The following is a 20,926-nucleotide window of genomic DNA, read 5'->3' as shown; positions in this document are numbered from 1 at the left end:
CAGGCGTTCCACACCTTCCGGAGAAAGTAAGAATTCTCAGAGCCTGTTGCCGCACATCCCCGTTTTTTCCGCAAAGCACGGCTGGGGCGGCGCTATCCTCGAAACCGATTCGTAACCGAACCTGGAAGGCGTTTCCCGGCAGTGCCCCGCTGCCCGCCCCTTTATCCCCCGCCCCCTCGACCCCTCATCCCCTCGCCCCCTACCGACGCAGGCTAGAGATGATCATGACGGCCGACCTCTCTCCTCTCGACAGTCGCCGCACCGGACGCGCCCTCGACGTCGCGACGCGACTGTTCGGCGAACACGGCGTAAGCCGAGTCGACATGACGGTGATCGCCCGCGAAGCCGGAATCGACGCCCTGACGTTACGGCGGGCGTTCCCGACAAAGGTCGACCTCGTCCACGCCATCGCGCTGCGCACCACGCGCGCGCTCGTGGCCGGACGGCTCGTCGACGATTCGGGAACACCGGTCGAGCGCCTCTCCCGGCTCGTCCGGGCCCACGTCAGATTCTGCTGGCGGCACCGCACCGAAGAGGAACTACGCCGCTCCCTGACACCGGCGCTGCGCGCCGTCTACCCCGCGCGGCACCGCGAGATCTCCGACCTGCTCCGCGCCTACCGCGAGCACATCGACGCCCTCATCTCCGCCGGACGCGCGCAGGGGCTGTTCGTCCCACGCCGCCCCGGGGTCTCGGCCGGCACCGTGCTGGAGATGCTCGACGGCGCGCTGAACTGGTACGACCCCTCCGACGGCCTGTCGGTCACCCAGCTCGGCGACGTCTACGTCGACCTCATCATCCACCATCTGCTGGGCGCCCCGCGCGACTGAGCGCCCCGCGCCGGCCCCTTCCGCCGCTCCGCCGCGCGGGACCCGACCGCGCTCCACGACGGACCTCCGCGGGCGGCCCTGCTCAGTCGGCGATGCGCTCCAGCAGCCAGCCCACCGCGGGCGCGTAGCGGTACTCGATGGCGGCGTGTCCCGCGTCGAACAGCTCGAAGTGGACCCGCTCCTCCGGCACGCCGGCGGCCGCGACCGCCTCCCGGAACGCCTGCGCCCCCAGGTCCAGGTACCACTCGTCCCGCCGCCCGGCGTCGATCCAGATCGCGCGCATCGAGCGCAACGCCTCGGTGTAGGGCTCCCGTTCGGCCATGCGGACGGGATCGCGGTCCAGCCAGCGTCGCCACACCGACGGGACGATACGGCCCACCTCGTCGAAGGGCATCAGCACCGTTCCGTCGGGTTCGGCGGAGTAGGCCGCGGCGTAGGCGTACATCTCGATCAGCTCGGCGTCGCCGGCGCGGGTGCCGAACGGCCGGCTACGCACATCGGAGAGGAAGGAGGCGTAGGAGCCGTCGTAGGAGTCCCGCAGCGTCCGCGCGATCTGCGCGAAGTTGGGCTGGTAGGCCACGTCGAACAGGGCGTCGCCGGCGTGGGTCGCCAGCGCGCCGAACACGTCGGGGCGCAGCATCGCGGTGACCATCGCGCCGTAGCCGCCACTGGACTTGCCGGCGATCGCGCGGTGGTCGCGGTCGGGGATCGTCCGATACCGGGCGTCCACCCAGGCCACGACCTCGTCGCACAGGTAGGAGGAGTAGGCGCCGGTGCCCGGCGAGTCCAGGTACTGGCTGCCGCCCAGCGAGGTCCAGGCGTCCACGTAGACGAGGATCGCCGGCGGCGCATCGCCACGGGCGAACATCGCGTCGGCCAGCTCGGGGAACGGCGTGCGAAACGCGGTCCGGTTGTGCCACATCCCGATGTGTCCGGTGAACCCCTGGATGATGTGGACGACCGGGTAGCGCCGGTCCCCGTTGTCGTAACCGGGCGGGAGGTACACCTCGACGGGACGCTCGTGCGGGTCTCCCAAGGGGTTTCCCCGCAGCCGGTCGCTGACGATGGTCCCCCGCTCGATCCGTCCGGCGAGCTCCGACGACCAGGGCGGCATGGGCCTCCTCCTCGCTCCGTTGTTCCGCCCCACCCTCTCATCCCCGGACCGGCCGCGGTCCGGGCGGCCCCGCGATCGGCTCAGGTCATCGCGTCGACCCCGGTCAGCGCCCGGCCGATGATGAGCTTTTGCACCTGGCTGGTTCCCTCGTACAGGGTCAGCACGCGGGCGTCGCGCAGGTACTTGCCCACCGGGTACTCGTCGATGTAGCCGTAACCGCCGAACACCTGGAGGGCGTTGTTGGCGACGCGCACCGCGGTCTCGCTGGCGTGGTACTTGGCCATCGAGGCCGCCGTGGCGAGCTCGCTCGTCGAGGCCCCCCGGTCCATCATGGCCGCCGCCCGCCAGGTGAGCAGCCGGGCGGCCTCGGTGTCGACGGCGGAGTCGGCGAGGAGTTCCTGCACCAGCTGCCGCCCGGCGATGGGAGAGCCGAACTGCTCGCGTTCCTTGGCGTAGCCGATCGCGGCCTCCAGCGCCGCCCGGGCGACGCCGACCGCGCCCGCCGCCACCGACACCCGTCCCTTGGTCAGCGCGCCCAACGCGATCCCCAGGCCGCGGCCGACCTCGCCCAGCCGGGCCGAGTCGGGCACCCGGACCTGCTCCAAGACGAGCTCGGCGGTGCCCTGGCCGCGCAGGCCGAGCTTGCCGTGCAGCGTGTTGGCGGTGAACCCGGGCGTGTCGGTGGGGACGAGGAACGCGGTGATCGCGCGCCTCCCCTCGTCGGCGGTCCGGGCGAACACCAGGGCGAGGTCCGCCCACGGGCCGTTGGTGATGAACATCTTGCGGCCGGTGATGACCCACTCGTCCCCGTCCCGGCGCGCCCGGGTCCGCAGCGATCCGGCGTCGGAGCCGGACTCCGGTTCGGTCAGCGCGAAACAGCCCAGCGCCTCGCCGGAGGCCAGCCGCGGCAGCCAGAGGTGTTTCTGCTCGTCGCTGCCATGGGTGGCGACGGTGCGCGCCACCAGGCCCAGGGAGACCGAGACGATGCCGCGCACCGAGGAGTCGCCGCGTCCCAGCTCCTCGGTCACCAGGGTGTAGGACAGCGCGTCGGCCTCGACACCCCCGTACTCCTCCGGCAGGGTCAGGCCGAGGAAGCCGAGTTCGCCGAGCCTGCGGACGATCCCCCGATCGACCTGTTCGCGGCGGTCCCACTCCAGGGCGTGGGGGACGATCTCGGCGTCCACGAACTCCGCGGCCATCGCCTGGAACTCGCGCTGGGTGTCGGTGAGGTCGAAGGTCATGGCGTTTCCCGTCCGGGGGTCAGAAGGTCGGCCGGGAGGGTCCCGGTCTCGGTGAGCGGCAGGCCCAGCGCGGCCCGTTCGGCCAGCCAGGGGCTCGGCCGGTAACGGGGGTCCCCTGTGGCCTCGTGCAGGCCGCGCAGGATCGTCAGCATCCGCTCGGCTCCCACGGCGTCGCCCCATTCCAGCGGGCCGCGCGGATATCCCAGGCCCAGGCGCGCGCCGGTGTCGATGTCCGCCGGCGCGGCCAGGCGCAGTTCGGCGATCGAACAGGCGACGTTGACGATCGAGGCGAGCAGCCGTTGGGCGACGGGCGCCGGGCCGTCGCGCACGACCGTGACGGGACGGCCGGTGGCGGCGAGGGCACCGACCGCCGCCCGCCCCGCCTCGGGGTCGAGCGCCGGATGGACGCCCACGGTGAGACGCCCGCCGAAACCGCCGAGGGGGTCCACCCCGACCGTGCGCTGCGGGGGAAGCCCGGCCTCCAGCGCGGCGACCGCCGCCGAGCAGCCGTAGGGGGCGACGAGGACCACCGCGTCGTTGGGGGGCGCCGCCGCGTCGCTCACCGTGACGCCGGCGGCGCGGAGCGGGGCGAGGAGCCGCTCCCGGTCGGCGGGGTGCGCCGAGATCCACACGGTGACGTCGGTGCGCGGCCGGGGCGAGGGCCGCGCCGGTTCCTGCCGGACACCGTCGACGTAGCGGTAGAACCCCTCGCCGCTCTTGCGGCCCAGCAGCCCGGCCGCCAACCGGGCCCCGGTCACCGTCGGCGGACGCAGCCGCGGTTCCCCGTGGAATCCGGTCCAGATCGTCTCCAGCACGTGGTGGGAGACGTCCAGGCCGGTGAGGTCGAACAGTTCGAAGGGGCCCATGCGCAGCCCCAGAACGTCACGGGCGATCCGGTCGATGTCGACGGGCTCGGCGACGCCCTCGGCGAGCAGGTGCAGCGCCTCGGTGCCCAGCCCCCGGCCCGCGTGGTTGACCAGGAAGCCCGGCGTGTCGGGCGCGCGCACGGGTTCGTGTCCCAGCCGTCGGACCAGCGCGGCGGCGGCCTCGGGCAGCCACGCGGCGGTGCGGGCCCCGGGGACGACCTCGACCAGCCGCATGAGCGGGGCCGGGTTGAAGAAGTGCAGGCCCAGGAACCGTTCCGGGGCGCGCAGGCCGGAGGCGATGGCGGTCACCGACAGGGAGCTGGTGTTGGTGGCCAGGACGGTGCGCGGGGGACAGGCCCGCTCCAGCGCGGCGAACAGCTCCCGTTTGACGTCGAGGTCCTCGCGGACCGCCTCGATCACCAGGTCGCACTCGTCGAGGCCGCCCACCGGGTCGCCGACCGGGCGCAGCGCCGCGACAGCGGAGGCCGCCCGCTCCGCGCTGAGGCGCCCCTTGTCCACCGCCCGGCGCAGCATCCGCTCGATGTGGTCGCGGGCCTCGGCGATGGCGTCGGCGCGCGTGTCGGCGAGCTCGACGGTCAGGCCGGCGGTGGCCATGAGCTGGGCGATACCGCGTCCCATCACCCCGGTGCCGATGACACGCGCGGTGCGCACCCCCTCCGCCCACGCTCGCGGATCCGTCGTGCTCACGTTCTCACCTGACCTTGTCCCGGGGTGCGCGAGGCCGTGGGGCACGGCCGGCCTGTCGGCGCGGTCCTCACCCGGGCGCGTCGGGACCGGGACGCCGGTGCCGCCCGCCTTTGTGGTGACCGCTGTGCCGAATCTGACACGAACGATTGGGTATCGTCCAATACCCGATCAGGACAGTGGTGATACCGATCCGCTATCGGTCCGTCCTCCGGAAGGGGTCTTCGCCGTGGAGCTGCGGCATCTCCTCGGGTTCGTCGCGGTCGCCGAGGAACTGCACTTCGGCCGCGCGGCGGCGCGACTGCACATGGCCCAGCCGCCGCTGAGCCGGCAGATCCGCCTGCTCGAACGCGACTTGGGGGTGCGCCTGTTCGAGCGCAACACGCGCTCGGTGCGGCTGACGTCGGCCGGCCAGGCCCTGTTGGAGCCGGCTCGGCGGGTCCTGGCCGAGGCTGAGGTGGCCCGGCGGGCCGCCCTGGCCGGCGGGCAGGGCGAGGTGGGCCGGGTGAGCATCGGGTTCGCCGGGGCCAGCAGCCACGAGACGCTGCCCCGGCTCACCCGGGCGGTGCGCTCCCGGCATCCCGGTATCGAGCTGGTCCTGCACGGCCAGACCTACTCGGGGGAGGCCGCCGCGAAGGTCGCCTCCGGCGAGCTGGACCTGGGGTTCGTCCGGTTGCCGGTGCACGGCGAGGGCGTGGCGCTGCGGGTCATCGAACACGAGGAGCTGATCGCGGCCCTGCCGGCCGACCATCCGCTGGCGGCCGGATCGACCGTGCGGCTGCCCGAGCTCGCCGACGAGCCCTTCGTCACCTTCCCCGGCACCCGCGGCTCCTCGGTGCGCGACGCGCTGGTGCACGCCTGCGTCAGCGCCGGGTTCAACCCCCGCATCGTCCAGGAGGCGCCGGACTCCTACACGATCCTGGCGCTGGTCGGCTCGGGCGTGGGCGTCACCCTGACGATCTCCTCCGTACGCCACATCCGCCACCCGGGACTGGTCTACCGGCGGCTCGCGGGCCCGCCCCGGCACCTCACCGCCGCGCTCGCCTGGCGGCAGGACAACGCCTCGGCCGCGCTGCGCCGTGTCCTGGAGGCCGCCGAGACCGCCCTGCCCACGCCCCCGGCCTACGGCGGTCCTGATCCGGCGAGTGTCGCGGGGCCGGCGGAGACCCTCCGTCCGGGGCGGGCGCCTGGCGCCGGCGGAGGGTGACGGCGCCCGCGCGTCCTAGCCCGCCTTCCTCCCGTCGTCCCCGTGCGCGTCGCGCCCTTCGAGGCTGGCGCGCAGCGCGTCCATCAGGTCGGCGGTGCGGGTGTCGCTGGGCGGGGCCTCGTGGGTGATCGTCTCCCGCCCGGTGCGCTTGGCCTCGATGAGCTCCTCGATCCTGACCCGGTGCTCGTCGACGTGCTCCTCGGGCCGCCAGGGCACCGTCATCGTCTCGACGAGCCGCGCCGCGGTGCTGATCTCGCGCTCGGTGAAGTCGCCCGCATCGGGCAGCTCCTCGAACACCTCCGCCGGGTCGCGGATCTCGTCGGCGTAGCGCATCGTCTCCAGCGTCAAGGCGCCGTTTTGGGAACGGACCGCGCCCAGCTCCTGGCGGCCGTTCATGACGAAGGTGCAGATGCCCACCCGGCCGGTGCGCGACAGCGCCGCGCACAGCAGCGCGTAGGCCGTGGCAGCGCTCGACGTGCTCGGTACGAGGTAGTAGGCCTTCGCGTAGTGGATGGGCTCGATCTCGTCGCCGTCCACGAACTCCTTGAGCTCCAGCAGGTGGGAGCGGCCCGGGGCGACGGCGTCCAGTTCCTCGTCCTCCAGCAGCACGTACTGGCCCTCCGCGACCTCGGCGCCCTTGACGATGTCGCGGTAGGGCACCTCCTCACCGGTGCGCTCGTTGACACGCACGTAGCGGATCCGGTCGGTGGTGCCGCGCTGGAACTGGTGGAAGGTCGGGTTGCGGTTGACCGTCGCCGGCACCAACCCGACGGACACGTTGACCAGTCCGAACGACAGGGTCCCCGTCCACATCGGCCGTGCCATGTCACTCCTCGCGTGTTCCCCTGGCGGGCCGGTGCTCCGCCGTGTCCAGGTCCCCTACCCGGCGGGGTGGAAAGGATGTCCCCAGGAAGGCGGATCGGGCAGGCTTGGGCCATGACCACCTCCGCCAACCACGCCACGGTCTGGGTCGTCGCCGGTGCTCCCGGGGTCGGCAAGTCCACCGTCGCCGAGGAGCTGCTGCGCCGGCTGCGCCCGGTCCCGGCCCTGCTCGACAAGGACGTGCTCTACAGCGGGTTCGTCGCCGAGGTCCTGGCCGCGCACGGCCGCCCCCACGGCGAACGCGAGGGAGCCTGGTACGACGAACACGTCAAGGTCCACGAATACGGGGGCATGACCGCCGCCGCGCGGACGATCCGGGCCGCGGGCTGCCCGGTGCTGCTGGTGGCGCCCTTCACCGGCCAGATCCGCGACGCCCGACGCTGGCGGGAGTGGACGGCCGAGCTCGGCGGCGATCCGGTCCGTCTGGTGTGGGTCCGCTGTGACGCCCCGACACTGCGGACCCGGCTCAAGGAGCGGGGCAGGGGGCGTGACGCCGGCAAGCTCGCGGACTTCGACGCCTTCCTCGCCCGCACCCGGCCCGACGAGGCTCCCGCGGCTCCGCACGTCGAGGTCGACAACCGCGCCGGAGCTCCATCCCTGGCGGAGCAGGTGGCGGCGCTGGCCACGCGGGGCTGACCCCGTTCCCCCTCGGGGCGCTCCTCACCCGCTCGCCCGGGCGGGCTCCTCCTCCCCGTAGATGGCCCGCACGATGACCGTCCGCAGGGTCGCGGCGGTCGCCCGCCCGTCGGCGTCCTCCTCCGTCTCCCCGGCCAGGGCGAAGTTCGCGATGATCGCCCGGACCAGGGCCGCCGCGAGCGCGCGGGCGGGCGGGCCGGGCAGCGCCCGCCCCGCCCGCCGGTCCCGTTCGATCCGCTCGCTCATCCCCGCCACCAGCCAGTCGGTGAACTCCTCCATCGCCGCCCGCAGCACGGGGGCCGTCCCCGGTTCGAAGAAGGCCGCGCGCAGCAGGGCGCCCTGTTCGCGCCACAGGCACGCGGTGGTGGCGAGGGCCGCGTCCAGCGCCTCACCCGCGGCGTCGTCGCCGGCCAGCCAGCCGCCGAGGTCAGAGCGGAGACGGGCGGTCACCGCGCCGACCAGCGCGGCCAGGACCGCCTGCTTGGACTCGAAGTAGAAGTAGAAGGTCGAGGGTGAGATCCCGGCCTCGGCGGCGATCTCCTCCACCGTGACCCGCGCCGGTGGGCGTCGCTTGAGCAGCCGCGCGGCCCCCTCCAGGATCGCCCGTTCCCTGAGCTCGCCCTTTGTCGGCCCTCTGCGGCGTCCCGTGTACTGCGGCATGGCCACCACCCTAGCCCTCGGGCGGCGCGTCCCCCCGTCCCTCGAATGAGCATCGGGAATAATCGACGCTCATTCGGTTTTCTCTTCCGAGACACCATCCGTCCAAGCCAAGGAGCACGCCATGTCCCGTACCCGCGGAGTGGAACTGGTCTCGCGCCCGCAGGGCTGGCCCACCCACGACGACTTCCGGCTGACCGAGACCGAGCTGCCCGACCTCGGGCCGGGCGAGGTCCGGGTCCGCAACACCCACATCTCCGTGGACCCCTACATGCGCGGCCGGATGAACGACGTGAAGTCCTACATCCCCCCGTTCGGGCTGAACGAGGTCATGACCGGCGGCGCGATCGGCGAGGTCGTGGAGTCGCGCTCCGAGGATCTGGCCCCCGGCGATCTCGTCGTGCACATGCTGGGCTGGCGCGACGTCGCCCAGGCCCCCGCGGCCCGCTTCCGCAGGGTCCAGCCCGTCGCCGGGGTGTCCCCGTCGGCCTACCTGGGGGTGCTCGGAACGACGGGGCTGACCGCCTACGTCGGCCTGCTCGACATCGCGGAGTTCGAGCCGGGCGACACCGTGTTCGTCTCCGGCGCGGCCGGGGCCGTCGGCAGCATCGTCGGACAGATCGCGCGGCTCAAGGGCGCCGCCCGCGTCATCGGCTCGGCCGGTTCGCCCGAGAAGGTGCGTCTGCTCACCGAGAGGTACGGCTACGACGCCGCCTTCGACTACAAGGAGGGCGACGTCACCGGCCAGCTGGCCAAGTCCGCCCCCGACGGCATCGACGTCTACTTCGACAACGTCGGCGGCGACCACCTGGAGGCCGCGATCGCCTCGTTCAACGACTTCGGCCGCGCCGCGTTGTGCGGGGCGATCTCCCAGTACAACGCGACCGAGCCCACACCGGCGCCGCGCAACCTGGCGCTGGCGATCGGCAAGCAGCTGACGCTGCGCGGTTTCACGCTCGGCCACCACCTGCACCGCACCCCCGACTTCGAGGCCGAGATGGGCGGGTGGCTGAGCGAGGGGCGGGTGGCCCACGACGAGACCGTGGTCGAGGGCATCGACAACGCGGTGGAGGCGTTCCTCTCCATGATGCGCGGCGGCAACGTCGGCAAGATGCTGGTCCGCGTGTCCTGACCGGCCGCGCGGGGGCGGCGCGTCCGCGCGGCGCCCCCGCGTCCCCGACTAGGGTTCCAGCGCGTCGCGGACCCGGGCCAAGACATCATCCCGAGAGGCGCCGGCCGGGTAGACCGCGACCAGGACGCCGCTCTCCCGCTCGGTCCCCTGCTCCTTCTCCCGTCCGGCCAGGCGGACCGCGTAGGCCAGCGCGTCGTCCAGCCGCGCCCACGGAACCGCTCGGGCCGGGTCCTTCAACCACGAGCGCAGCACATGGTTGTGGGCGGCGATGATCGCGGCGGCCAGCGTCTCCGCCTCCAGGTGCGCCCGTTCGCCGTTCCTGCCGCGCGCCAGGTGGCGGCTGAAGGCGCGCTGGTAGCGCGCGGTCATCGCGATCTCCCGGTCGCGCAGCACGGCGTTGGCGCGGACCAACCGGTAGCGGGGCACCGAGATCTCGGGGTCGCCGACGTAGGCCTGGAAGACCATGCGGGCGGCGGCGCAGACCGCGGCCACCGGTTCGCCGCGCGTGTCGGAGTCCAACTGGCGGCGGACCGACTCCAGCACGCCCTCGTGCTCGGCGAACAGCACGTCGTCCTTGGACCCGAAGTAGCGGAACACGGTGCTGCGGCTGACACCTGCCGCCACCGCGATGTCGTCCATCGTCGTCGTCTCGTATCCCCGCTCGGCGAACAGGCGTAGCGCGGCGACGGCGACGGCGCGCGCCCGGGCCGGCCGGGCCGTGTCGCGCCCGTCGCGGTTGGCGGCCCTGCGGCCCCTGCGCCCGTCCGGATCGCCCATGTGCTCCGTTCCCCTTTCCATGCGCGTCGCCCCATTCTCCCGAGCGGCGGCGAAACGGCGAACACCATGGAACTCAGTTCCACAAATTGATACCCAGTGTCATACTGGTTCCATCGCCGCCGCCGAGGAGAGAACCGATGAGCGACTTCGACCTGTACCGACCCACCGAGGAGCACGAGGCGATCCGCGAGGCCGTCCGCGAGATCGCCGAGGACAAGATCGCCCCGCACGCGGCCGAGACCGACGAGACCGCGACCTTCCCCCGCGCCTCCTACGACGCGCTGCGCGCCGGCGACTTCCACGCCCCGCACATCCCCGAGTCCTACGGCGGGGTCGGGGCCGACGCGCTCGCCACCTGCATCGTCATCGAGGAGGTCGCCCGGGTCTGCGCTTCCTCCTCCCTGATCCCGGCGGTCAACAAGCTCGGGACGATGCCGCTGATCCTGGCCGGTTCCGAGGAGGTCAAGCAGCGCTACCTCGCCCCCGTGGCGCGGGGTGAGGCGATGTTCTCCTACGGTCTGTCGGAGCGTGAGGCCGGTTCCGACACCGCGAGCATGAAGACGCGCGCGGTCGCCGACGGCGACGACTGGATCCTGTCGGGACAGAAGTCGTGGATCACCAACGCCGGCGAGTCGGCCTACTACACGGTGATGGCCGTGACCGACCCCGACGGGCCGCGCGGCCGCAACGTCAGCGCGTTCGTCGTCCACGCCGACGACCCCGGCTTCTCCCTGGGCGAGCCCGAACGGAAGCTGGGCATCAAGGGGTCACCGACCCGGGAACTGCTCTTCGACAACGTGCGCATCCCCGGCGACCGCCTCGTCGGCGCCGTCGGCGAGGGGCTGCGCATCGCGCTGCGCACGCTCGACCACACCCGGGTGACCATCGGCGCCCAGGCGGTGGGCATCGCCCAGGGCGCGCTGGACTACGCGGTGGGCTACGTCAAGGAGCGCAAGCAGTTCGGCACGGCCATCGCCGACTTCCAGGGCATCCAGTTCATGCTGGCCGACATGGCGATGAAGCTGGAGGCGGCCCGCCAGATGGTCTACACCGCCGCGGCCAAGTCCGAGCGCGGCGACGACGACCTCTCCTTCTTCGGCGCCGCGGCCAAGTGCTTCGCCTCCGACGTCGCCATGGAGATCACGACCGAGGCCGTCCAGCTCCTGGGCGGCTACGGCTACACCCGCGACTACCCGGTCGAGCGGATGATGCGTGACGCCAAGATCACCCAGATCTACGAGGGCACCAACCAGATCCAGCGCGTGGTGATGGCCCGCCAGCTCCTCAAGTAGGGCGTTCTCCCCGCTCGGCGGCCGGTCCCGCCCCCGCGGCGAGCCGTGGAACAGGGGTCCCAAAGCCGGCTTCGGGACCCCTACGTCCCCCTGCGTTCCGAGCCGCACCGGCGTTCCCCAGAGCACGTCCTCCCCGCCGAGCCCGGCGCGCTCCCTGTCGATCCTCCGGCGCACAGGCCGTTCTGGGCGGCAGGCGCGCTCCACCCACAGGGAGGGGCCGGCCGTGGTGACCTCGATGGGATCGGCCCCGGCCCGGCCGAAGGCCGGTGGATGCCGCGCCCCGGCCGATCCGGCCTGCCTTTCGAACCACGGACCCCGGCCCGCACCCCGAATGAACGACGCGGCCGGCCCCGCGGGCCGCCCTTCTTCCGCTCCAGTGGCCTGCCCGCCCAGTCCCCGCCGGCGGACTTCGCGGCCGGACATGAGCCCCGGCGGCCGTCTCTCCCGGCGGGCGGTCCGGCCTCGGCTCCCCGTCCCGCCGGGAACCGGGCGTCGTCTTCGCCCAGCGCCCCGAGCCGGGCACGCCAGGCCCGGCGCAAGGTCACGAGGTCAGGCGAAGACAGGGGATCCTGGTGAGCGGCGCCGGCCGCGTGGCCGGCAGCCTCGGACATGCCGGAGTCACGTAACGGCCACAGCAGCCTGCCCGGGTGATGCCGTCCAGGCACATCGAGCCTGTTGACGAGGCCGACCGGGAATGGCCGGAGCCGGCACCCGCCCCGAAGGCTCCAGAACCCACCGACTCGATCCCTCACCTGCCTCCCGAAGGCCCCCGCCTCCCCATGGTGCCGGACAGCCGAGCACGCATCGGCTGTCCGCCTGATCCCCGCGAGACCGCTCCCTCTAGCGCATCGGACGGATCTGTTACCACAGACGCTCGGAGGGTGATCCGTCGTCGCGCTACCGAGCGAAATTCCCTCGCCCCGTCCACCTTGCGCGCCCAGCACACCGCAGCCCGCCATTACGCCACCGAGGCAGATCACCCGATTCCGGAGCATTCGAGATAGCAGACATCACTGAGCAGCCCTAAGAAGCAGGTGGATCACGAAGAACACACAGAAAACCGAACAAAGGAAAAGAATATTGAAATGCGGCTTATGGGTGACCGTCACACCCTCCACCCCGTCCCCGGCATCTCTACTTTCCAGGAAGGCTATCAACTTCTCCGCACAGCGCCGGTTCGTCGGATACCCGGCCAGGGCACCCAGGACAGATCCCCCCAGGTTGAGGCTCCCGTACGACCGACCAGGACGAGTGAATATCTCCACACCACCCTCATAGGTGACCCGGTTGATCATCCTCGCCGGAATAACCGTCTTGGAGAAGAGGTTCTTGACCACAACGGAATTCCCCACGGTCTCAATGTGAGCAAAAAATGCGACTTTAAAAAAGAACCATACAAAAATCGACGGAAGTGCGGAGCCAACGAACATATCACCCCACGTCAACCCACCGTTCTCCTCCCCCATAACCAGAAAGCCCATAAGATACAACAGGGAAATGAACACGGAAGCCGCCACTCCGGCCGACGCCGTCCAATAGTTTCTCAACACCATCCAACACGCTCCCGGGCGCGAATCCCACAAGAACAAAAACGATATCCCGGCGCCCCTGACGGGACGCCGGGAACTCCACCGAATCAACCGCTGTCAGGCCAAGCCCAGCATCTCCCTCTCCATCGACCCGAAGAACCGAGAAACCATCGCGGCGTTAGACCCGGCCACGAACACACCGCTACCAACGCCCCCACCTCCAGCGCCGCGACCCGCCGGTCTCCTCCGGTACTGCGACAGCCTCACAAGCGTCGTCTCCCCAGAACCTTGCCGCACTTCCAGCCGATTGGCGAACGATTGCATCCCGGCCGCCAAAATGAGGCTCCAATGAGACCCGAAATCGATCTTCCTCGGCTGGCAGCGGTGTTCAGCCGGCTGCTCCGGCCGTTCTTTCCGCGTTTCAGCGCCTCAGCGGTCGGATCGGGCGAAGGACCGGCGAAAAAGTCGACCTGTACGGCGGCGTAAGAGGAGGACGATCCCCACCGGAACCATCGCGGCCCGGATAACCGGAGTGGCCGCAGCACGAGGAGGATCCCCGGTGCATTCCGTTCCCCTAGCGGATCTTGGCGAGATCGCGGCCCTGCCGGGTCCCCATCGCATCCCGGTGCTCGTTGATCCATTCCGGGACTGCTCGCTCGGTTTCCCGCGTTTTCCGCCACCGCCCGGCGCGCACGGGTGCATACCCGGCACATAAAGGTCCGGGGTTCTGTGGAGGCTACGGGGTTGTTGTTGGCGTAGCCGTGCGCCTGCTGGGCGTTGGTGAGATCCATGATCGGATCGGCGACGACGGACCGCCCGAGAGTGCGCGAAACCACTGACGGTGTTCCGCGCACGACGAATCGGGATACGGCCTTCGGCTCTCTTCCGGCCGTGCTCGCAAACCGTCGGATGGGACGAGGGACCACGGGCACGCATCCCACCGTCCTCCTCGCCCCGGGCACCGGTGTAAGGACCGGGGCCGCGTAGACGGCGGCCCCGGCGTCGAGAGCGCGCGGCGCCCCCGGTCGGTGATCCGAGCGGGGGCGCCGCGGCGGGGGTGACGTAGGGGCCCCCGCGTCGCGGCGCCGTCCTCTTCCCGGCTCACGGTGTGCCCGGAACGGGGTTGCGCGTCGTCAGCCTTCACCCACCATGGCACCGCTGGGCGGCGAACCCGTGGCAGCGGCATGACGCCGCCACGGGAGGCGCCGTGAGCGCTCCGGGAGGAACCGGCATGGCGCCGTGGCCGCCGGCGGAGGAACCCCACGGGGAGGCCCCCATGAGGGCCGCGCGCCCCTCGTCCCGGATGGCGAACGCCCGCGTCTCAGCGCGGCCCGGCGGCGGGAGGCTGGCCCGACTCCGTCACCTCGTACCGCTGCGTCCCCAAGGGCCCGCAGCCCAGCTCCACCACGTCACCGGAGGCGAGATAGCCGGGCGGGGAGGAGGTCATTCCGGTGCCCGCCGGTGTCCCGGTGCAGATCAGGTCCCCCGGCTCCAAGACCATGAAGTGGCTGAGGTAGTGGACGAGCCGGGCGGGGCCGAACGCCATGTCCTTGGTGCTGCCCCGCTGGCGCGCCGCCCCGTTGACGTCCAGCCACAGGTCGAGACCGCCGACGTCGGGGATCTCGTCCCGGGTGGCCAGGAACGGACCGCACGGGGTGAACGTGGGCGCCGACTTGCCCTTCATCCACTGCCCGCCGCGATCGAACTGCAGGGCCCGCTCGGACACGTCGTTGACGAGCGTGTAGCCGGCGATCGCCTCCTCGGCCTCCCCCTCGTCGGAGAGCCGGTACACGCGCCGGCCGACGACGACGCCGAGTTCCACCTCCCAGTCCGTCCTGTCCGACCCCGGCGGGAGCACGAGCGGATCCGTGGGGCCGCTCAGCGTGTTCGGGGCCTTCGTCGTGATGACCGGTTCGTCGGGGAGCGTCTGACCGGTGGCCGCGGCGTGGTCGGTGTAGTTCAGCCCGACGCACAGGATCTGATGCGGCCGGGCGATCGGCGGACCGATCCTGATCCCCTCCAGGGGCCGGGCGGCGCCCGCGGCCACCCGTTCCGCGATCAGCGGGGCGAGGGAGGCCGCCGGGTCCGAGGCGAGGAAGGCGGCGTCGACGTCCCCGACGACGTCGGACACGTCGATGTAACGGTCGGTGCCGACACGTACGGCGGGGACCTCCGCCCCGGCCGGGCCGATACGCATGAGGTACATGGGGGCTCCTAGTCGGGGTGGGTCACATGTCGCGGAGATGGGCCTCGACGGAGGCGACCTTGCCGTCGAGCGCCCCGGTGGTCCCCGGGCGGATGTCGGCCTTGAGGATCAGCGTGGTCCGTCCCGCCCCCTCGCCGGCCGCCGCCACGGCGCGCTTGACGACGTCCATCACCTCGTCCCACTCGCCCTCGATCGTGGTGAACATCGCGTCGGTGCGGTTGGGCAGCCCGCTGTCGCGGACCACCGCCACGGCCCTGGCGACGGCCTCTCCCACGGATTCGCCGGTGCCGAGCGGACTGACTGAGAAGGCGACGAGCATGGTCGTTCCGGTTCCTTTGGATGGTTGGTCGGTTGCGTCACGCGATCAGGGCCGCCAGCGGCAGGGTGATCAGTGACAGGGCGCTGGTGACGACGATGGAGGCCGCGGCCTGCTGGGCGCCGGACTCCTTCTGCTGGGCCAGGACATAGGCGGTCGCGGCGTTGGGCAGCCCGCACATCACCACCGTGGTGAACGCCCACACCGTGGGCATCGGGAAGACCCACGTGACCAGGGCGACGGCGACGAGCGGCATGATCGCGAGCTTCACGACGATCGAGCAGGACAGCTCGGGGATGGCCACGCTGCCCTCGCGCAGCGCCGACATCGCCCGGCGGAGGGTGAGGCCCACGGCGAACAGGGCACCGGGCGCCGCCGCCCCGGCGAGCATCGTGATGGTGTCCTCGACGGGCCCGGGAAGGCCGAGCCCGGTGAGGGCGAAGAGCAGTCCGGCGACGACGGAGAGGCTGACCGGGTTGAGGACGACGCTGCGCAGCACCGCCCGTCCGGTGCTCCCCGTGGAGGGCGCCGACGGGCCATCGCCCTCGGCGGTGATCCCGCCCTTCCCCGAAGCGACGGGCTCCTTCACCCGCGCGCGCTGGACCGCCACGGTCACGCACATGGGGTAGAGCACCATGAAGAACATGTTGTGCAGCAGCTGCCCCAGCGCCACCGGTAGCGCGGCCTGCGTCCCCACCGCGGTGACCAGGAGCGGCACCCCGAGATAGGCGACGTTTCCGTACCCGGACAACATCGCCGTCGTCAGCGCCCGGGGCATCGGGTGGCGGAACAGGAGCCGCCCGATGGCCAGCCCCAAGCCCGCGCCCAGGACCAGCATGGTGAGGTTCGCGGCGATGAAGGACCAGGAGATCCCCTCGGACAGGCCGGATTCGGCGACCGAGGAGAAGAGGAGGGCGGGAAGCGCGATGAAGAAGACGAAGTCGTTGACGGCCTTCTGCGCGTTCCCCTTGAAGGGGGCGGAGTAGCTGGCGAGGTATCCGATCAGGACGATGGCGAAGAGCGGGACCATCGTCGACAGCAGTGGGGCGAATCCCATTGCGGGCGGACCTCTCGAAATCGTCGGAACGTGGGCGTGGCTGGTGCCCGCCGGTCGGGCGGGCACCAGGGCGTGAGAGTGGCCGGTGGTGTGCCGGTCGCGCGCCACCGGCGGGGATCAGGTCGCGGGCACCTGGTCGGAGGCCCGCTCCTGGAGGACGTCCAGCGCGGCGTCCTGCACCGCGTCGAGGCGGACGATGTCGGTGTAGAACTCGTGCACCTGGCGCAGGAGCTCCTCGAAACGTTCCCGCTTGGCCGGGTAGAGCACGTTCTCCATGTGGTCGGTGAGGCGGTCGGCCACCGCCGTGATGAACTCGCGGTCCCCCGTGAGCCGTTCGGGGAATCCGGCGTTGTCCAGCGCCTGGGCGACGGTGGTGGGGAAGGTGCCGATGGGGTTGAGGAAGTAGTCGACCGGTCGGCTGACACCGAGGTAGTCGGGGACGTTGACGATCCCGGCGTTCTCATTGCGCACCAGCATGCCACTGACCGGACGGTAGACGTTCGGCAGCACCATGAAGACCTCTTCGGCCAGCGACGCGGCGCGGGACAGCTTCTCGGTGTCCAGTTCGGTGCCCGCGACGGAGATGCCCCGCTCGGTGAAGATCTGGCTCATGACCTCGAGGTTGGCCAGTCCGGCCCGGTTGCCGAACCCCGCCACCCCGCCCTCGACCATTTGGAAGCCGTGGAAGATCGAGGCGAGGGAGTTGGCGAGGCCGAGCCCACGGTCGTCGTGGGAGTGGAGGTAGAAGGTGATGTCGGGGTTGTCGCGGACGAGGTTCGCGGCGAGGACCGCGGTGGCCTCGGGGAACAGGGTCCCGATGGAGTCGTTCACCCGCACCAGGTCGATGCCGAGCGCGCGCACCCGGGCCACCTGCTCGTTGATGAAGGCGTACTGCTTGTCGTCGATCTCGTGCGAGAAGGCGTTGAGGATGCTCGCGCGGAAGGAGCCGACCCCCAGCGAGGTCAGGTGGTCGTGGGCGCGTTCGAGGAGTTTCTCCTCCTGGCGGTGCTCCACCATTCCCAGGCTGACCTGGATCTTCGCCAGGTAGTCCCGCGGGATGATCTTCAGCGCCTCACTCAGGGGCTCCCAGGTCTTCAGCGTCAGGTTGAAGACGAACTGGGTGTCCTCCGGGATGCGGCCCAGCATGTGCTGCGCGTGCAGGCAGCGGAGGAGGAAACGCGGCTCGGTGAGCCCGGACCCTAAGTCGATGTCGCGCAGGCCGCCTTCGGTCAGGGCCTCGATCAGCTGGAGTTTCTGGCCGTCCTCGGCCCCGTAGAGGGCACGTTCCCCTCCCTCACGCATGGTCTCGTCCGAAATGCCGGCGATCTCAAAGTCGGTGTACCGGGGCTGGTGCCCATCCGGCATGGAAAGAGGCATTTTTACTCCCTTGAAATATGTCATTCATTCGGGGGGACGAGATGAATCGGAGAACATTCCCGGAAGCAAAGCGTGAATGGCTGGATAAGGCTCGGTCATCCAGCGATAAGTGGCCGTGGATTCACTCAGCGCGCTGTACCGGCATGAGACTACCGGGACCCACTTCGCATTTAAATGTGACCTGTCTCACATTACACCTTTTGTTACCCCAATAAGGAAATTTCGCGCGCTCCAAGATCAGCAATTAGCTGGCCCCCTCCAGGCGGCAGACCCGACCCGCCCCCTCCACCCCGAGCGCCCCTCTACCTAAAGTCGCATTTCGGGAGGAGGCGGTCTTCATCCCCACCCGCATCACGCCCGGCCCCACCCCACGTGTCGAGGGGACGGGGAGCGCGAACGGGCCAGAGCCCCTCCTCCACACACACCGCCCTACCCGCCTTTTCACGCTCCTGTCCGCGAGGATCCGCACGTCGAAACGGCCGACACGACCACCCGGGCATCAACCCCCGACCCCCGGGGGAGGCGGCCGGAAACGGATGCCCTCGCTCGGATCATCGAACGGGACAGGGGAACCCCCTCGGGAATACGCGAAAAAGAAAGGTCACCCCTCGCGAATTTCGCCCATTCGAGCGGAAGAACGCACGTCGGCCGCCCACGACTCACGCGCGTCCCAGCTCCACCGCGGTATCCGATCTGGCCGATATGGGCCAGGGCGGGGCGGACATCGGTATCGACCCCATTCGGTTCTTCTCGACGCGGAGTGACGGTCGCACCGGCAAACCGCGCGTTCCGTAACAGGCCCCTGGATCGCGCACCGCCGCGGAAACGCCGCCCCGGCGCCAGCGACGGGCTCCGGAAACGCCTCATCCCCGCTCCCGAGCGGATCGAGCCTCGATGCCCTTTCCCCTCACCCACAAAAACGACTCCATCGGGAAGAACACCGGCCCTCCGGGCAACGGCCCGCGTGGCGCGAGGAGGGGCCGAGACCGTCACCGCACCCGCCGATTGGGCCGGCGAGCACCGAAAACCACGCGACTTCCATTTCCCTGAACCGCCCCCGGGCGCCACCGCATCTGTCGGCCGCGACACGGGAGGGGGTTCCACACGCCCGATGTGGACGGCCGAGGGCACCAATGGTCCCCGGCCGGGTCCATCCCCGCCATCCAGCGCCGCTCCGCCCGCCACACGTTCGATTCCGTTCGGGGCGGAGAACTTCCCCACCGATTTCCCGTACTCCCGATCCCCCTCCCCTCATCGGCGGGCCGTTTCCCATCCAGGTCAGAGGGCGCGCGGCCGCCTTCGAACGCTGAAGGACGCGGCGGACGTCCCGCGCGGAGCGCGGGGAGGCAACGACGCGCCCCCGATTCGGGGTCTACCATCACGGGTGAAGTAGGGCGCGGCGTTTGTCCGCCCGCCAGGCCACCCCACGCCTGGCCGAGCACGCCCACCCTCCCGACGGGTGCAGGGTCTGGAGCGTCACTTCGTCTTTTCCAGCGTCATCGGCCCCTGGCGACGATGACCGGCCAGGAAATCCCTACGGCCCGCAGGAGCCCGGGCGTAGCCAGATTGGAATCTTGTGAACAGCGACGACCTCAACCGCCTCCCGCAGGACCGGCCCCTCCGGCTGATCGTCACCGGGGGTGGGACCGGCGGCCACACCTATCCCGCTCTCACCGCCGTGCGCGCGCTGCGCGCACGGCTGGCGTCCACCGGCAGGGCGTTGGAGGTCCTGTGGGTGGGAGCGGCCAACAGCCTGGAGTCACGTGTCGCGCAGGGCGAGGGGATCCGGTTCGCCTCGGTGGCCACCGGGAAGATCCGCCGCTCCAAGAACCCCCTCAAGCTGGCCTCTCCCGCCAACATCCGGGACATGACCAACGTTCCCCGCGGCGTGGCCCAGGCCCGCCGGATCGTCGCGGACTTCCACCCCGACGTGGTGCTGGCCACCGGGGGCTATGTCGCGGTTCCCGTGGGCCTCGCCGCCAAGCTCTGCCACCGCCCCCTGGTGGTCCACGAGCAGACGGTCCGCCTGGGGCTGGCCAACCGCGTGCTCGCCCGCACCGCGGCGCGGGTCGCCGTCTCGTCGGAGTCCACCATCGCCCTCCTCCCCGAACAGGCCCAGGCGGGTGCCGTGGTGACGGGGAACCCGGTCCGGCCGGAGGTGCTGTCGGGCCAGGGCGAGAAGGCCGTCGAGGCGCTCAACTTCACCGGCTACGACCCGAACCTGCCCACCGTCTACGTCACCGGTGGCGCCCAGGGCTCGGCCCAGATCAACGGCACGGTCGGGGGTCTCCTGCCGTGGCTGCTGGCCCGCGCCAACGTCATCCACCAGTGCGGCGAGGCGAACATGGCCGCGTTGATCCGGCACTCCGAGGGGCTTCCCGTGAACCTGGCGGTCCGGTACCACCTGCGTGGTTTCGTGGGCCCCGAACTTCCCGACGTCCTCGCCCTGGCCGACGTGGTCATCTCGCGCAGCGGGGCGGGGACGATCGCCGAGTTGACGGCGCTGGGCAAGGCGTCGGTCCTCATCCCCCTCGCGTCCTCCGCGGGGAACGAGCAGGCGCACAACGCCCGCCACCTCCAGGAGGCCGGGGCCGCGGTGGCCCTGCTCGGCGAGGTCTCCCCGGAGAGCCTGCGCGACGCGGTGGGGCCGCTCCTGGCGGACCCCGCGCTGCGTGCCGGTGTGGCCGAGCGGGCCCGCGCGCACGGCCGCCCCGACGCGGCGGAGCGTCTGGTCGACGTCGTGCTGTCGGCGGTGGGCGCCTAGCCTTCCGGCGCGCGGTGAGGTGCGCCGCGCGTCCCCGGCCGCTCCGGTGGGCGGGGACTCCCCGAGACGGTCGCGCTCGCCCCCGAACCGGTGGGAGGGCACCCGGTGTCCGGCCCGGGAGGTGCGCCATTTCGCGAGCGCTCGGCCGGGGCTGGCTCGACGGCCGCCGCCCGGGCGCCTTCCGGCGGCGCATCCGGCACTCGTCCATGGCCGCGGCAGCGCGCCATTTCGCGCTTCTCCCGGCGCGCCGGCCTGTCCCCGCGTCCGGCCCGTCCGCAGGCCGCCGTGGTGCGCCGCGCGTCTGCTCCGCGTTCCGCCCGCAGCGGCGTTCTCGCCGG

At 71.3% G+C, this 20,926-nt stretch carries 17 protein-coding genes; 6 read left to right on the top strand and 11 right to left on the bottom strand.

What is annotated here, in order from left to right; translation table 11 throughout:
- Positions 1-224 precede the first annotated feature (224 nt).
- Positions 225-830: a TetR/AcrR family transcriptional regulator gene (locus B5D66_RS04350; RefSeq protein WP_078760535.1), complete on the top strand. Its 606-nt coding sequence runs from the start codon at positions 225-227 to the stop codon at positions 828-830.
- A gap of 82 nt (positions 831-912) precedes the next feature.
- Here the strand turns inward: B5D66_RS04350 and B5D66_RS04345 are convergent, their stop codons facing one another.
- The 3 genes from B5D66_RS04345 to B5D66_RS04335 all read right to left on the bottom strand — a co-directional run bounded on the left by B5D66_RS04345 (position 913) and on the right by B5D66_RS04335 (position 4,759).
- Positions 913-1,944: an alpha/beta hydrolase gene (locus B5D66_RS04345; RefSeq protein ID WP_078760287.1), complete on the bottom strand. Its 1,032-nt coding sequence runs from the start codon at positions 1,942-1,944 to the stop codon at positions 913-915.
- Positions 1,945-2,024: 80 nt separating this feature from the next.
- Positions 2,025-3,185, bottom strand: coding sequence for an acyl-CoA dehydrogenase family protein (locus tag B5D66_RS04340; RefSeq protein WP_078760286.1), 1,161 nt, complete (start codon positions 3,183-3,185; stop codon positions 2,025-2,027).
- Entirely contained in the window at positions 3,182-4,759 is a 1,578-nt protein-coding gene (locus tag B5D66_RS04335) for a 3-hydroxyacyl-CoA dehydrogenase (RefSeq protein WP_235000732.1), read from the bottom strand. The genes B5D66_RS04340 and B5D66_RS04335 overlap by 4 nt, the downstream gene beginning before the upstream one ends.
- A gap of 226 nt (positions 4,760-4,985) precedes the next feature.
- Here B5D66_RS04335 and B5D66_RS04330 point away from each other — a divergent pair, with 226 nt between their 5' ends.
- A complete protein-coding gene (locus tag B5D66_RS04330) occupies positions 4,986-5,963 on the top strand; it encodes a LysR family transcriptional regulator (protein WP_078760285.1) in 978 nt (325 codons plus the stop codon).
- Positions 5,964-5,978: 15 nt separating this feature from the next.
- Here B5D66_RS04330 and ku read toward each other — a convergent pair whose 3' ends face one another.
- A complete protein-coding gene (gene ku, locus B5D66_RS04325; RefSeq protein ID WP_078760284.1) occupies positions 5,979-6,788 on the bottom strand; it encodes a non-homologous end joining protein Ku in 810 nt (269 codons plus the stop codon).
- A gap of 111 nt (positions 6,789-6,899) precedes the next feature.
- On the opposite strand from ku, the gene B5D66_RS04320 reads away from it, so the two are divergent.
- Positions 6,900-7,481 (top strand): P-loop nucleotide/nucleoside kinase family protein, encoded by a 582-nt coding sequence (locus tag B5D66_RS04320; RefSeq protein ID WP_078760283.1) that lies wholly within the window; start codon positions 6,900-6,902, stop codon positions 7,479-7,481.
- A 24-nt stretch (positions 7,482-7,505) separates the two neighbouring features.
- On the opposite strand, the gene B5D66_RS04315 is transcribed toward B5D66_RS04320, so the two are convergent.
- Entirely contained in the window at positions 7,506-8,141 is a 636-nt protein-coding gene (locus B5D66_RS04315) for a TetR/AcrR family transcriptional regulator (RefSeq protein ID WP_078760282.1), read from the bottom strand.
- Positions 8,142-8,262: 121 nt separating this feature from the next.
- Here B5D66_RS04315 and B5D66_RS04310 point away from each other — a divergent pair, with 121 nt between their 5' ends.
- Positions 8,263-9,270: an NADP-dependent oxidoreductase gene (locus tag B5D66_RS04310; RefSeq protein ID WP_078760281.1), complete on the top strand. Its 1,008-nt coding sequence runs from the start codon at positions 8,263-8,265 to the stop codon at positions 9,268-9,270.
- A gap of 48 nt (positions 9,271-9,318) precedes the next feature.
- Here the strand turns inward: B5D66_RS04310 and B5D66_RS04305 are convergent, their stop codons facing one another.
- Positions 9,319-10,068 carry a TetR/AcrR family transcriptional regulator gene (locus B5D66_RS04305; protein ID WP_235000730.1) on the bottom strand — a complete coding sequence of 250 codons (750 nt, stop codon included), beginning with the start codon at positions 10,066-10,068 and terminating at the stop codon, positions 9,319-9,321.
- Between the two features lie 116 nt (positions 10,069-10,184).
- Here B5D66_RS04305 and B5D66_RS04300 point away from each other — a divergent pair, with 116 nt between their 5' ends.
- Positions 10,185-11,339 carry an acyl-CoA dehydrogenase family protein gene (locus tag B5D66_RS04300; RefSeq protein WP_078760279.1) on the top strand — a complete coding sequence of 385 codons (1,155 nt, stop codon included), beginning with the start codon at positions 10,185-10,187 and terminating at the stop codon, positions 11,337-11,339.
- Between the two features lie 1,010 nt (positions 11,340-12,349).
- Here the strand turns inward: B5D66_RS04300 and B5D66_RS04295 are convergent.
- The 5 genes from B5D66_RS04295 to B5D66_RS04275 form a co-directional block, all read right to left on the bottom strand.
- Positions 12,350-12,892 carry a hypothetical protein gene (locus B5D66_RS04295; protein WP_078760278.1) on the bottom strand — a complete coding sequence of 181 codons (543 nt, stop codon included), beginning with the start codon at positions 12,890-12,892 and terminating at the stop codon, positions 12,350-12,352.
- Positions 12,893-14,189: 1,297 nt separating this feature from the next.
- Positions 14,190-15,074: a fumarylacetoacetate hydrolase family protein gene (locus B5D66_RS04290; protein ID WP_078760277.1), complete on the bottom strand. Its 885-nt coding sequence runs from the start codon at positions 15,072-15,074 to the stop codon at positions 14,190-14,192.
- Between the two features lie 22 nt (positions 15,075-15,096).
- Positions 15,097-15,393, bottom strand: coding sequence for an MTH1187 family thiamine-binding protein (locus B5D66_RS04285; RefSeq protein WP_078760276.1), 297 nt, complete (start codon positions 15,391-15,393; stop codon positions 15,097-15,099).
- A gap of 37 nt (positions 15,394-15,430) precedes the next feature.
- The gene (locus B5D66_RS04280; RefSeq protein WP_078760275.1) at positions 15,431-16,447 is read right to left on the bottom strand and encodes an AEC family transporter; all 1,017 of its coding nucleotides are present in this window, start codon (positions 16,445-16,447) and stop codon (positions 15,431-15,433) included.
- 117 nt (positions 16,448-16,564) lie between these two features.
- The gene (locus tag B5D66_RS04275) at positions 16,565-17,812 is read right to left on the bottom strand and encodes a beta/alpha barrel domain-containing protein (RefSeq protein WP_200813515.1); all 1,248 of its coding nucleotides are present in this window, start codon (positions 17,810-17,812) and stop codon (positions 16,565-16,567) included.
- Between the two features lie 1,588 nt (positions 17,813-19,400).
- Here B5D66_RS04275 and B5D66_RS04270 point away from each other — a divergent pair.
- Positions 19,401-20,588: a UDP-N-acetylglucosamine--N-acetylmuramyl-(pentapeptide) pyrophosphoryl-undecaprenol N-acetylglucosamine transferase gene (locus tag B5D66_RS04270; RefSeq protein ID WP_078760274.1), complete on the top strand. Its 1,188-nt coding sequence runs from the start codon at positions 19,401-19,403 to the stop codon at positions 20,586-20,588.
- Positions 20,589-20,926: the final 338 nt, after the last annotated feature.

This window comes from Marinactinospora thermotolerans DSM 45154 (assembly GCF_900167435.1).
Lineage (GTDB): Bacteria > Actinomycetota > Actinomycetes > Streptosporangiales > Streptosporangiaceae > Marinactinospora > Marinactinospora thermotolerans.
Note: the sequence above shows the minus strand (reverse complement) of the source record. Positions and strands in the feature narration are given on the sequence as shown.